Genomic DNA, 12,426 nt, shown 5'->3' on the forward strand with positions numbered 1-12,426 from the left:
TCACCCGCTCGACTCTCGCGACGCGATGTTCGCGGGCAGACTGCGGGAATGGTCAGCGACGAGCCTGAGCGGTACGACTACGACCTCGTGGTGGTCGGCACCGGACCGGGCGGGCAGAAGGCCGCGATCGCCGCCGCGAAGCTGGGCCACCGGGTCGCCATCATCGAGCGCCGGCACATGATGGGCGGCGTCTCGACGAACACGGGGACCATCCCGAGCAAGACGCTGCGCGAGGCGGTCATGTACCTGACGGGCATGGCGCAGCGGGAGGTGTACGGCGCGAGCTACCGCGTGAAGTCCGACATCACGATGGAGGACCTCTTCGCGCGCACCCAGCACGTCATCGGCCGCGAGCACGAGGTCATCCGCGCCCAGCTGCTGCGCAACCACATCGACATCCTGAGCGGCACCGGCTCGTTCCTCGATGCGCACACGCTCGGCGTCCTGGACGACGACGACATCCGCCGCACCCAGGTCACCGCCCGGTTCGTCGTCATCGCCACCGGCTCCAAGCCGCACCGGCCGAGCACGGTCCAGTTCGACGGGAGCACGGTCCTCGACTCCGACGGCGTGCTCGCCCTGGAGCGGGTGCCGAACTCGATGGTGGTCGTCGGCGCCGGGATCATCGGCATCGAGTACGCGTCGATGTTCGCGGCCCTGGGCACGCGCGTCACCGTCATCGACAAGCGGCCCGCGATGCTCGAGATGTGCGACCCCGAGGTCGCGGAGTCCCTGAAGTTCCACCTGCGGGACCTGTCGGTGTCGTTCCGGTTCGGCGAGGAGGTGTCCGGCGTCGACAGCAACACGCACGGCACCGTGACCCGGCTGGCGTCGGGCAAGCGGATCGCCGCCGACGCCGTCATGTACTCCGCCGGGCGCCAGGGGCAGACGGATGCGCTCAACCTGTCCGCGGCGGGGCTGTCCGCCGACTCCCGCGGGCGGATCGCCGTCGACGACCAGTACCGCACCGAGGTCCCGAACATCTTCGCGGTGGGCGACGTCATCGGGTTCCCCGCGCTCGCGGCGACGAGCATGGACCAGGGTCGTCTCGCGGCGTACCACGCGTTCGACGAGCCGGCCCGCGAGCTCCAGTCCGTCCAGCCCATCGGCATCTACACGATCCCCGAGATCTCCTACTGCGGCCGCACCGAGGAGGAGCTCACCACCGAGGCGGTCCCCTACGAGGTCGGCGTCGCGCGGTACCGCGAGCTCGCCCGCGGGCAGATCGTCGGCGACTCCTACGGGATGCTCAAGCTCCTCGTGCACACCGAGACGCGCGAGCTGCTCGGGGTCCACATCTTCGGGACGTCCGCCACCGACCTCGTGCACATCGGGCAGGCGATCATGGCGTGCGGCGGGACCGTCGACTACCTCGTCGACACCGTCCTGAACTACCCGACGCTGTCCGAGGCCTACAAGGTCGCGGCCCTGGACGCGACGAACAAGATCCGCCAGGTGGCGCGGTTCAGCCTGTGACCGCCGCAGGGCTCAGTCCCTCGACCCGGCCACGGCCACCCTCGCCGACGTGTCCTCGGTGATGACGACCTCGCCGCAGCCCTCCATCGTCACCGCGTACTCCACGGTCGCGGCGCCCGCCAGGCCCGGTGCGTCCAGGTACGACGTCCGGACGCCGTTCGCGGAGGACTCGGCCTGGCCGATCTCGCCCCAGGGGTCGCGGTCGGTCGCCCGCCGGTACACCGAGTAGCTGGACCCCTCCGCGGGACGACCGGCCGTGTCCAGGGGGTCCGTCCACGAGACCTCGACACCCCCGTCGACCTCCTCCGCCGCCACATCGGCGACAAGCGCCAGAGCGAAGTCCTCGCAGTACTCCTCGAAGGTCATCTCCGGCAGGTACGAGCACCCGCCGAGCAGCGCGCAGATCGCGACGAGCAGCGCAGGCACGGGGTGTCGCATGCGCCGACGGTAGTCATCCGGGCGAGCGGGATCGGGGTGTGCGGCCCTCAGATCACCCGTCCGGACCCGGGCCCGTGCCGCGCGCGACCGACGATTCGGGCCTGGCCCCAACCTCCGGTATCCTCTGTCGGCCGGGAGGATTCGCCTAGTGGCCTATGGCGCACGCTTGGAAAGCGTGTTGGGTGAAAGCCCTCGGGGGTTCGAATCCCCCATCCTCCGCGCACCGAAGGCCCGTGACCTGCTCGCCAGGTCACGGGCCTTCGTCCGTGGGAGCCGGCTCAGACGCCCGACGTAGGCTCGTCGTCGTGGCCACCTTCTCCTCCGTGTCGAGACAGAACGTCCTGCAGGCGATCGCCGAGTACGACTCCCGCGGGAGCACGGGCTTCCTCGACGTCTACGGCTTCGAGCCGCTGCCGGGCTACGCGCTCGTCCACGAGGGCTACAGCTACGACCTGCGGGCGGTCGTCGGCGTGGCGCACCGGTTCGCCACCGGCCGGCTGGCGACCTCGGAGGAGTTCGCCAGCAGCACGGACGGCGCCGTCGCGATCCTGCGCAAGAGGGGTTTCGACGTCACCGAGCCCGCCGTCGCGGTGCGCCCGGCGCCGGTCCGTGCGCCGCGAGCACCCCGGGCCCCACGGACACCCGTCGCACGGGCGACCGCGGTGCGGGAGGCCCCGTCGGCGACCTGCCCCACGTGCTTCATGACGCTCCCGGCGACGGGCATCTGCGACGAGTGCGGCTGACCGCTACCGCTCGAGCCACGCCAGCGCACCCTGCGCCGCGACGACCCCGGTGCTGAACGACGCCTGCAGCAGGTAGCCCCCGGTCGGCGCCTCCCAGTCGAGCATCTCGCCCGCGACGAACGTGCCGGGCAGCCGACGGAGCATCAGCGCCTCGTCGACCTCGGACCAGGCGATGCCGCCGGCCGAGGAGATCGCCTTCTCGATCGCCATCGTCGCGGTCACGACGACCGGGACGGCCTTCACCAGGGCCGCCATCGCCTCCGGGTCCGTCGGCAGGACGCCGGCGCCCGACTCGCGCAGCAGCCCGATCCCGACCGGGTCCAGACCGAGCGTCCGGCGGAGCCAGTTCGATGCGGAGTCCTTCGGTCGGCGGCGCTCCAACCGGTCGGCGAGCTGGTCGACGCCCAGCGCCGGGCGCAGGTCGACCTCGAGCACGGCCTGCCCCTGCGCATCGAGGGCCGCGCGGATCGTGGACCCGATCGCGTAGACCGGACCGCCCTCGATCCCCGCCCGCGTGACCATCGCGTCGCCCGGCACCGCGGGACCCGGTCGGCCGCGGACGGACAGGGCGACGTGCTTGAGCGGCGTCCCCTCGAACCTGTCCGCGAACCGGTCCGACCAGCCGACGCGCATCCCGACGTTCGCCGGTCGCAGGGGTGCCACCGCCACGCCCTGCGCGGAGAACGGACCGACCCACCCGCCGTCGGAGCCGAGCCGGGGCCACGACGCACCCCCGAGCGCGAAGACCGTCGCGCCGCCGGAGATCTCGGACTGCTTCCCGTCGACGTCGGTCAGGCTCAGGCTGTCGTCGGTCCACCCCGTCCAGCGGGTCCGTCGCTCGATCCGCACCCCGAGGTCCGCCAGGCGCGACAACCACGCGCGGACCAGCGGCGTCGCGCGGAACGACCGCGGGAACACCCGCCCGCTCGACCCGACGAACGTCGTCTCCCCCAGGCCCGCGCACCAGTCACGCAGGTCCTGCGGACCGAACACCTCGAGCATCGGCGCCAGCCGCTGCGCCGAGCCGCCGTACCGGGCCAGGAACGCCTCGCGACCCTCGCTGTGCGTGAGGTTCAGCCCGCCGTGCCCGGCCAGGAGGAACTTGCGGGCCGGCGACGGCATCCGGTCGTACACGGTGACCGCGACGCCCGCCCGCGCCAGCACCTCGGCCGCCATCAACCCGGCCGGTCCGCCCCCGATCACGGTCGCGGCGGTCATTGGCGGAACCGCACGACGGTCGACGGGTGGCCGCACCGACGGGTCGACCGGTTGCAGCGCATGGCGGGCAGTCAAGCACGAGGGGACGAACCGCAGCGCCGACGGGCCGAGCCTGGGGAAGCCCGGTGCTCCGCGTGCCTCACGGTCCGGGCGGCCGGCTGATCGCGACGATGTTCCTGCGCTCGAACTGCACGGGATCGCCCGCGTGCAGGCCGCGCAGCTCGGCCGGGTCGGAGGCCAGCGCCCCCTCCAGCGACTCCTCGCCGACGCTCGTCACCCTGACCCACAGGCGTTCGGCGAGCCCTGTCTGAGGCTCGACGACCAGCTTGACCCGGTCGCCCACCTGCACCGCCGCGGTCGCCTCGTCGCTCGGGATCCGGAACGTGTCCGGCGCCGCCGCGTGCCGCTCGACGGCGTCGGCGAGCGTCCACCCGACCCGCTTCCGGAACAGGCTCACGGCCGGCCCGCCAGCGCGCGGACCGTGTCGATCGTGTCCGCCTCAGCCGACGTCTTGTCGTCGCGGTAACGGACGACGCGCGCGAAGCGGAGCGCGAGCCCACCGGGGTACCGCGTCGAGCGCTGCAGGCCGTCGAACGCGATCTCGACCACCTGCTCGGGCCGCACGGTCACCACCCAGCCGTCGTCGCCCGTCGACAGCTCGGTGAACCGCTCCGTCTGCCAGGCCAGCATCGCGTCGGTCATCCCCTTGAACGTCTTGCCCAGCATCACGAACCCGTCGCCGTCACGCGCCCCGAGGTGGATGTTCGACAGCGTCCCCTGCCGCCGCCCGGAGCCCCGCTCGACGGCCAGCACCACCAGGTCGAGGGTGTTCCGCGGCTTGACCTTGATCCACGCGGCACCGCGACGCCCGGCCTCGTAGGGTGCCTCGGCCGCCTTGATGACCACACCCTCCTGACCGGCGCCGACCACGTCGGCGAAGTAACCGCGTGCCTCGGTGACGTCGGACGTGACCAGCCGGTGCACCACCGACGACCCGGCGACGGCGTCCAGCGCGTCGAGCCGTCGCAGCAGCGGGGCGTCGAGCAGGTCGACGCCGTCGACGTGGAGCGCGTCGAAGAAGAACGGGGTCAGGGTGGTCACGGCGGCGACCTCGGCGTCCTTGGTGGCCGAGCGTGCGGCCGTCTCCTGGAACGGTCGAGGGCGCCCGTCCGGGCCGACGGCGAGCGCCTCACCGTCGAGCACCAGGTCCGACGCCGGCATCGCCCGCACCACCGCGACGATCTCGGGCACCCGCGCGGTGATGTCGTCGAGGCTCCGGGTGTACACCCGCACGTCGTCGCCCCGCCGGTGGACCTGGATCCGGATGCCGTCGAGCTTCGAGTCGACGACCACCGGACCCGGTCCGAGGCTCGCCCACGCGGCGTCGACGTCCGGCGCCGACTGCGCCAGCATCGGGCGCACCGGCCTGCCGACGACGAGCGTGAAGGCCGCGAGCGCGTCCACCGGGTCCGCCGAGGTCAGCGCGGCGACCGCGACCGGCTCGGTGTCGCCCGCGAGCATCGCAGCACGACGGACGACCTCCGGAGCGACGCCGGCAGCCTCCGCGACGGCGTCCAGGAGGAGCGCGTCGAGCGATCCCTGCCGGAGCTCGCCGGTGACCAGACCGCCCAGGAGCCGCTGCTCGTCGTCGGTGGCGGCCCCGAACAGCTCCGCCGCGAGCGCATTCCGGCTGATCACAGAACCGGGCCCCGCCAGCTGCGACATCTGCTCGAAGACGGCGTCGACCCGCGCCACGGTCAGCGAGGGTTCGGACGCCGGGGACGGCAGGGACGTCAGCGAGCGCCAGCCCAGCCCGGTCCGTCGTTGGCGGAGCTGACCGCCCAGGTACCGCGACACGATCCCGACGTCCTCGGGCGGCGTCCGGCGCAGCAGGTCGACCAGGAGCGCGCGCTTGGCCAGTCGCGACCGGGTCGTCGCGAGGGCGGACGACGTCGTCGCCAGGTCGACCAGCAGCATCCCTGCATCCTGCCGTCCGCCACCGACATCGCGCTCGCCGGAGCTAGGAGCCGATCCCGCCGTCCACGTACAGCCAGCGCCCGTCCTCGCGCACGAAGTGGCTGGTCTCGTGCAGCCGGCCGCGCTGCCCGATCGCCGTCCCGTCGTCGAGCCGGTAGTGGGCGATGAACTCGACCGTGCCGGCGTCGTCCCACGGGCCGCCCGCGTCCGTGCGGACCACGTCGAGCCGGTGCCAGACCATGGCGTCGTCGAGGTCCAGGACCTCCGGTCGCGTGCTCGGGTGCCAGGTGACGAGCAGGTAGTGGGTCGCCCGCGTCGCGAAGGCGGTGTACCGCGAGCGCATCAGCGCCTCTGCGGTGGGTGCGCGTCGGCCGTCGGCGAGGTAGCGCCCGCAGCACTCGCCGTACGTCTCTCCGGAGCCGCACGGACAGCGACCGTCGTGCTCGCCCATCGATCCTCCCGGCCCGTCGTCCCGGCGAAACCTAGCAACGTTCCGTGGGGCTCGCAGAGGCGACCCCACTCCTCCGCGCCGGGGAGTGTGAGCAGACCAGTTCACGTCGCACGTTCCAGTCAGAGCCATAGTGCCGTACGGTTGTCCCTGTAGTCGCAGTGAATCGCTTGTCATGACGGCCGAGGAAACTTGGCAGGACGTTCTCGAGGACCACCTCGGAGACGGACGACGAACACCGTGAATACCGGTCCCGGTCATCCGGGAGTTGTCCATACCGCACGTGAGAGAAGAGAACATCATGCCTGTTGGCACCGTGAAGTGGTTCAACGCTGAGAAGGGCTTCGGCTTCATCGCCCCCGAGGACGGCGGACCCGACGTCTTCGCGCACTACAGCGCCATCACGACGAGCGGCTACCGCACGCTCGAGGAGAACCAGAAGGTCCAGTTCGAGGTCACGCAGGGCCCCAAGGGCCCGCAGGCGTCGAACATCACGCCTCTCTGAGCCTCATAGCTCCAGAGCACGAGACCCCGGCCGACTACCGGCCGGGGTCTCGTCGCATCCTCGACCAGGCGCCTCCGCTCCCGCTGATCCCGACTGCACTCGCGCCGCACCTCGCACGACCGACAGGACGGACGCCATGAGCTCCCCGACGCTTACCGCCACATCCACACGACCTCGCGACCGCGCCGTCAGCGACTTCACCGAGCTGACCCGCACCATCCAGGCCGCCGGCCTGATGAAGCGTCGCCCCGCGCACTACGCCGTGCGGCTCTCCGCCGCCGTCGTCGCCGTCTTCGGCCTGATCGCCACGATCATCCTCGTCGGCGACTCCTGGTGGCAGATCGCCGTCGCCTTCGCCGCCGCCGTGATCCTCACGCAGGTCGCGTTCCTGGGCCACGACGCCGCCCACCGCCAGATCTTCGCCGACGGACGCGCCAACAACTGGACGTCCCTCGTGCTGGCCGACCTGTTCGTCGGCCTGAGCCACGGCTGGTGGCAGCGCAAGCACACGCGCCACCACGCCAACCCGAACAAGATCGACACCGACCCGGACATCGACCTCGAGGTCCTCGCCTTCACGCCCGAGCAGGCCGCGAAGCGCACGAAGCCCCTGTCGGTCTGGTTCATCAACCACCAGGGCTGGTTCTTCTTCCCGCTCCTGCTGCTCGAAGGCCTCGCGCTGCACATCGCCGCCATCAAGCGGCTGTCGTCGCGGGAGAAGCTCGAGCACCGCGCCGCCGAGATCGTGATGATGACCATCCGGCTCGTCGGTGGCACCGCGCTCGTCTTCCTGTGCATGTCCTGGCCGATCGCGCTGGTCTTCCTGGCCGTGCAGATGGGTGTCTTCGGGTTCTACATGGGCGCCTCGTTCGCCCCGAACCACAAGGGCATGCCCCTGATCCCCAAGGACTCGCGCCTCGACTTCCTGCGCCGCCAGGTGCTGACCAGCCGGAACATCGGCGGCGGCAAGTGGGTCGACGTGCTCATGGGCGGTCTCAACCACCAGGTCGAGCACCACCTGTTCCCGTCGATGCCCCGCCCGTCGCTGCGCCGCGCGAAGCCGATCGTCGAGGCGTACTGCCGGGAGCACAACATCCCCTACGTCCAGGTGTCGCTCCCGCGGTCGTACGCGATCATCGTGAAGTACCTGAACACCGTCGGGAAGCCCGACCGCGACCCGTTCAACTGCCCGATGACGGCGCTCTACCGCGTCTGACCCTCGGCTCCCGAAGCCCCCGTCACCCTCTGGGTGGCGGGGGCTTCGTCGTGAGCGGAGGGCGCCGAGGCCGGGCCGGGGCCTGTCGCGCTGGGGCGCGCAGAAGGGCGCCGGTCGGTAGTGACCCCGACCGGCGCCCTGGGGGCGCGCTTGCCCTCGCGCGCCCCCTTCGATCCTCGAGGTCAGTCGAGCATCGAGATCACCTGCTGGGCCTGGTACCCGAGGATCGCCCGGGCGGCCGGGGTGACGGTGGACAACCGAGTCCTCGGCGTGAGGAGCTCGACGTACGCCTTCAGCGACTTCACGGCAGCCTTCTCGTTGCCGGCGTCGGCGGTCTTGTCGGCCACCTCGACCGCGGCGAGCAGCGCAGCGGCCGCGACGCCCTTCACGGCACCGGCGGCGATCTGCGCCTTGGTCGCGTCACGCAGCGCGTCGATGCTGCCCGGCGCGTAGAAGGACGGCACCGGCACCTGTGTGTAGTCCGTGTCCGAGGCCAGGTAGAAGCCCACGTCCGACGGCTGGTTGTAGGTCGTCTGCTGACGGGCGACCTCGACGCGGTACTGCGGGTCGTGCATGAGCGTGTACATCTTCGTGTGGCTCAGACCCGTGTTGATGAAGAGCCGGATCGCCGACGAGTCCTCGGTGCGGACCAGCAGCTCCTCGCGCGAGTCGCCCAGGACGTCCGCCACCAGCGACGGGTTGCCCTTGGTGCCGTTGTTGGAGCGCGTGCCCGTGGCGGTCAGCTGGCGGCCGCGGGTCCAGTCGTCGATCGTGACGTCCTGCGCCGCGGACCCGTTGACGATCTGCGTCGTGCCGTCCGGCAGCCACTTGATGCTCATGTTCGTGCCGGGGATGGCGCCGGGCGTGAACGCCCCCGTCGCGGAGTAGAGCCCCAGCGAGCCGCCGCCGCCGGGCAGGCTCGCCCAGACCTCGAGGCCGCGCACGTCGGGGAGCACGTCGCCGACCATCGAGCGGCCGGTGTCGGCACCGGAGTACTTGCCGAAGATGACCTCCCCGGTGGCGGCGTCGCGCAGGGCCATGCCGTAGGGGGCGAAGGTAGCGCCCTCGTGGCTGGTGTAGATCTCCAGGCCGGGACGGTCGGGGTCGACGTCGGTCACGTGCATGGCGTCACCGTGTCCGAGCCGGACGACCTGGCCGGCCCCCGGGCTCGCGGCCGGCAGCGTGTCGAACGACGAGTACAGGACGGAGCCGTCGTCGTCGATCGTCGCGGCGCCGTAGACGATCTCCTGCTTGCCGTCGCCGTCGACGTCGGACGCGGACAGCGAGTGGAAGCCCTGCGTGGTGATCTTCCCGTAGACCGGGTCGGTGCCGTCGCGCCCGTGCGGGCCGTCGTTGAACGGGTTGGTCATCGGGACGTGACCCGAGTCGACGTACCAGCGCTCCTTGAGCTTCTTGCCGTCCCAGTCGTACGCGACGAGCGTCGTGCGCGTGTAGTAGCCGCGGGCGAACACCGCCGACGGGGTCTGCCCGTCGAGGTACGCGACACCGGCGAGGAAGCGGTCGACGCGGTTGCCGGGCTCGATGCGGGCCATGGCGTAGTCGCCCCAGAGCAGGCCGTCGTCGCCGCGACCCGGCTTGTAGTCGATGGTCTGGAGCTCCTTGCCGGTCGCCCCAGCGAACACCGTGAGGTACTCGGGACCGTCGACGATGAAGCCCTCGAAGTTGCGCAGCAGGTTGCGGGCGCTGCGGCTCGGCGCGTAGACGTCGATGAAGTAGTTGGCGAGCGCCGTCGCGTCTTCCACCGAGAGCGGGTAGGTGTACTGCGGCGCGATGCCGAGCGCCGCCTCGACGGTCGACGGCCAGTGGCCGGCGACGACCTCGGGGTGGCTGCTCCAGCCCTGGAGCAGGGTGACCAGGTGGTCGAAGTACCCCTGCTTGCTGAGGCGGTAGTCGACCGTGTCGGTGACGCCGGCGTCCCGGTCGCGCTTGGGCAGGGAGACGAACTTCTCGGAGGCGACGGTCCCGTCGGCCCGGTACGTCGTGATCTTGCTGCCGGGGGCCGTCTTCATCATCAGCTCGGCCTTGCCGTCGCCGTCGTAGTCGTAGACGGGGAACTGCGTGTAGTGCGCGCCGGCGCGGATGTTCACGCCCAGGTCGATCCGCCACAGCTGCGTGCCGTCCTGCTCGTAGGCGTCGACGAACACGTTGCCGGTGTACCCGAGCTGGCTGACGTCCTTCGAGTTCGACGGGTCCCACTTGACGATGTACTCGTACTGGCCGTCACCGTCGACGTCGGCCACGGACATGTCGTTCGCGGAGTACGTGTAGGCCTCGCCGACGGGGGTGACGCCGTCGGCGGGCTTGTGCAGCGGGATGTCGAGCGACGCCTGCGTCCACGGTGTCGTCTCCGCGCCGTCCACCTCGGCACCGTTGACCACGGCGGCCACCCGGTAGCGGGAGGTGGTGGTGCCGGCGGGGTCGACGAAGTTGGTCGAGTCGGTGACGGTGCCGAGCAGGGTGCCGTCGCGGTAGACGGCGAAGTCGGGGCCGGTCAGGCCCGTCGCGGTGGCGCCGGTGACCTCGGTGGCGAGCAGCCGCCACGACAGGAACACGCCCTCCGGGCTGGCGGCGGCGACGAGTCCGCGGTCGAGGCGCTCGAGGGTCAGGCCGTCGGGGCCCTTGCCGGGGCCGTGCCCGATGCCGGTCCCGGCGAGCGGTGCGGCCGTGGCGGGGGTTGCGGCCAGGGTGCCGACGAGCAGCACGGACCCGGCGATCGCGGTGAGCGTCCGTCCTCGTCGTTGCGTCAGACTCATCCTTGAATCCTTTCAATCGGCTAGGCGTCCCCCACGGGTGAAGGGGTAGCTCCCGATGAGGAAAGTCGGGGGCGCCTTTGACCCCGACCGCCCACGACCGTATCGCCTGGTTCACCCGAGTCAACCCCTCCTGCGACATTCGCCGGAAACCGTCGTCGGGAGCGCTCCCGCCGACGGAAACCGCTATCCGTACGGGTCGTCGCCGACCCCTGACCCAGCGGGTCGGCGCGCACGGGCTCCGGTCAGATGACCTCACCCGCGTTGGCGGCACGGGGCGGGCGGGGCGTCACCTAGACTCCCTCCGTGATCTTCAAGGCGGTAGGCGAGGGCAGGCCCTACCCTGAGCACGGGCTCGAGACGGCGAAGCAGTGGGCCGAGGTCCCGCCGCGCCAGGTCCGGCTCGACGAGCTGGTGACCACGAAGCGCACCCTCGACCTCGACGCGCTGCTCGCGGAGGACTCGACGTTCTACGGCGACCTGTTCGCCCACGTGGTGCAGTACCGCGGCGTGATGTACCTGGAGGACGGTCTGCACCGGGCCGTCCGGGCGGCGCTGCACCAGCGCGCGCTCCTGCACGCGCGGGTGCTGGTGATCAAGTGACCGAGCAGGACCGGGCACGGCAGCTGCGGCGACGGCACATGCACGAGCGGCAGGCCGTCATCTTCGGCGTGCTCCTGGCGGCCCTCGCGCTCGCGGGTCTCGGTGCCGCGGCGATCTTCACCGGCAGCCTGAACCTGCCCGTGTTCGCCCGCGACTTCAAGGACGTGCCCTCGCCCACGGCGTCGCAGGACCCGTACCCGTGCCCGCCGGCGGGCGCGGTGCCGATCCCCGCCAACATGATCAGCGTGAAGGTCTTCAACGCGACCACCCGCGTGGGCCTGGCCGGTGCCACGGCCGCGTCCCTGGTCGAGCGCGGCTTCGCGGTCCCGTCCGCGGAGAACGCGTCGGCCACCTACGACGGCACCGCCCGCATCATCTTCGGCGTCGCCGGCGCCGCGCAGGCGTACACCCTCGCGGCGCACATCGACGGGGCGGTCTTCGTGCTGGACCCCCGGGCGGACGCCAGCCTGGACCTCGCGCTGGGTGCCGAGTTCGCCGAGCTCAAGCCTCTCGACACGGTCGCGCTCGACCCGGCAGTCCCCCTCGTGGCGCCGCCGGGCTGCACCCCGTTCGACGAGGTGGTCGCCCCCGCTGCCCCCGCCGCGACGGAGACCCCCGCCGCCGGCTGACGCCCGCCGTGCACGGCGATCACGGCCGTGCGACCGTGGGTCCCTGCCGTGGTCGCCGATCGCGGACGACGAGGGAGGTCGACGATGACCGAGTCAGACACCACGCCCGACCCCGTACGCGAGACAGCCCCGACCGCGCCGCCGGCACCCGAGGACCAGACGCAGGATGACGACGTCGCCCTCGGGACCGGAGTGTTCCCGGTCGCGGGCGCAGGGACGGGCACCGTCCCCCCGCCGGCAGCGCCCGGCCGCGGCGACTGATACTCACAGCGAGCGGGGCCGCGACGAGGCCGACGGGCGGGCTAGCCTGATCTCCTGCCCGCTCGTCGGCCTCGTCCGGCCACTGCCTCGGAGGTCGCGCTGCTCCGCCGCCTGCTGCACTCCACCACGGCCGTCTGGGTC

Annotated in this window: 13 protein-coding genes and 1 tRNA gene; 8 read left to right on the plus strand and 6 right to left on the minus strand. The window is 71.7% G+C overall.

Annotated elements, in window-relative coordinates; genetic code table 11:
* Positions 1 to 48: 48 nt before the first annotated feature.
* Positions 49 to 1,476 carry a Si-specific NAD(P)(+) transhydrogenase gene (gene sthA / locus ACXJKF_RS01555; protein WP_456785980.1) on the plus strand — a complete coding sequence of 476 codons (1,428 nt, stop codon included), beginning with the start codon at positions 49 to 51 and terminating at the stop codon, positions 1,474 to 1,476.
* A gap of 12 nt (positions 1,477 to 1,488) precedes the next feature.
* Here the strand turns inward: sthA and ACXJKF_RS01560 are convergent, their stop codons facing one another.
* Positions 1,489 to 1,914, minus strand: coding sequence for a hypothetical protein (locus ACXJKF_RS01560; protein ID WP_456785981.1), 426 nt, complete (start codon positions 1,912 to 1,914; stop codon positions 1,489 to 1,491).
* 134 nt (positions 1,915 to 2,048) lie between these two features.
* Between ACXJKF_RS01560 and ACXJKF_RS01565 the strand changes: the two genes are divergently transcribed.
* Together ACXJKF_RS01565 and ACXJKF_RS01570 are read left to right on the plus strand one after the other, a co-directional pair.
* Positions 2,049 to 2,133 (plus strand) — tRNA-Ser (locus ACXJKF_RS01565).
* A gap of 104 nt (positions 2,134 to 2,237) precedes the next feature.
* Complete coding sequence (locus ACXJKF_RS01570) at positions 2,238 to 2,657, plus strand: hypothetical protein (protein WP_456785982.1); 420 nt, start codon at positions 2,238 to 2,240, stop codon at positions 2,655 to 2,657.
* A gap of 3 nt (positions 2,658 to 2,660) precedes the next feature.
* Here ACXJKF_RS01570 and ACXJKF_RS01575 read toward each other — a convergent pair whose 3' ends face one another.
* The 4 genes from ACXJKF_RS01575 to ACXJKF_RS01590 form a co-directional block, all read right to left on the minus strand.
* Entirely contained in the window at positions 2,661 to 3,875 is a 1,215-nt protein-coding gene (locus ACXJKF_RS01575) for an NAD(P)/FAD-dependent oxidoreductase (protein ID WP_456785983.1), read from the minus strand.
* 139 nt (positions 3,876 to 4,014) lie between these two features.
* Positions 4,015 to 4,332 (minus strand): DUF2314 domain-containing protein, encoded by a 318-nt coding sequence (locus tag ACXJKF_RS01580; protein WP_456785984.1) that lies wholly within the window; start codon positions 4,330 to 4,332, stop codon positions 4,015 to 4,017.
* On the minus strand, positions 4,329 to 5,852 hold the full coding sequence (locus ACXJKF_RS01585; RefSeq protein WP_456785985.1) for an ATP-dependent DNA ligase: 1,524 nt from the start codon (positions 5,850 to 5,852) through the stop codon (positions 4,329 to 4,331). The genes ACXJKF_RS01580 and ACXJKF_RS01585 overlap by 4 nt, the downstream gene beginning before the upstream one ends.
* A gap of 43 nt (positions 5,853 to 5,895) precedes the next feature.
* The gene (locus tag ACXJKF_RS01590) at positions 5,896 to 6,303 is read right to left on the minus strand and encodes a YchJ family protein (protein ID WP_456785986.1); all 408 of its coding nucleotides are present in this window, start codon (positions 6,301 to 6,303) and stop codon (positions 5,896 to 5,898) included.
* Positions 6,304 to 6,601: 298 nt separating this feature from the next.
* Here ACXJKF_RS01590 and ACXJKF_RS01595 point away from each other — a divergent pair, with 298 nt between their 5' ends.
* Positions 6,602 to 6,805, plus strand: a complete 204-nt coding sequence (locus tag ACXJKF_RS01595) for a cold-shock protein (RefSeq protein WP_028049733.1) — start codon at positions 6,602 to 6,604, stop codon at positions 6,803 to 6,805.
* A gap of 136 nt (positions 6,806 to 6,941) precedes the next feature.
* A complete protein-coding gene (locus ACXJKF_RS01600; RefSeq protein WP_456785987.1) occupies positions 6,942 to 8,021 on the plus strand; it encodes a fatty acid desaturase family protein in 1,080 nt (359 codons plus the stop codon).
* 182 nt (positions 8,022 to 8,203) lie between these two features.
* Here the strand turns inward: ACXJKF_RS01600 and ACXJKF_RS01605 are convergent, their stop codons facing one another.
* Positions 8,204 to 10,795 carry a rhamnogalacturonan lyase gene (locus ACXJKF_RS01605; RefSeq protein WP_456785988.1) on the minus strand — a complete coding sequence of 864 codons (2,592 nt, stop codon included), beginning with the start codon at positions 10,793 to 10,795 and terminating at the stop codon, positions 8,204 to 8,206.
* Positions 10,796 to 11,098: 303 nt separating this feature from the next.
* On the opposite strand from ACXJKF_RS01605, the gene ACXJKF_RS01610 reads away from it, so the two are divergent.
* The 3 genes from ACXJKF_RS01610 (at position 11,099) to ACXJKF_RS01620 (ending at position 12,285) form a co-directional block, all read left to right on the plus strand.
* On the plus strand, positions 11,099 to 11,395 hold the full coding sequence (locus tag ACXJKF_RS01610) for a type II toxin-antitoxin system VapB family antitoxin (protein ID WP_055919049.1): 297 nt from the start codon (positions 11,099 to 11,101) through the stop codon (positions 11,393 to 11,395).
* Positions 11,392 to 12,024: a LytR C-terminal domain-containing protein gene (locus ACXJKF_RS01615; protein ID WP_456785989.1), complete on the plus strand. Its 633-nt coding sequence runs from the start codon at positions 11,392 to 11,394 to the stop codon at positions 12,022 to 12,024. The genes ACXJKF_RS01610 and ACXJKF_RS01615 overlap by 4 nt, the downstream gene beginning before the upstream one ends.
* 84 nt (positions 12,025 to 12,108) lie before the next feature.
* Positions 12,109 to 12,285, plus strand: coding sequence for a hypothetical protein (locus tag ACXJKF_RS01620; protein ID WP_456785990.1), 177 nt, complete (start codon positions 12,109 to 12,111; stop codon positions 12,283 to 12,285).
* The last annotated feature ends 141 nt before the right edge of the window (positions 12,286 to 12,426 follow it).

Source organism: Cellulomonas sp. P5_C5 (assembly GCF_054049655.1).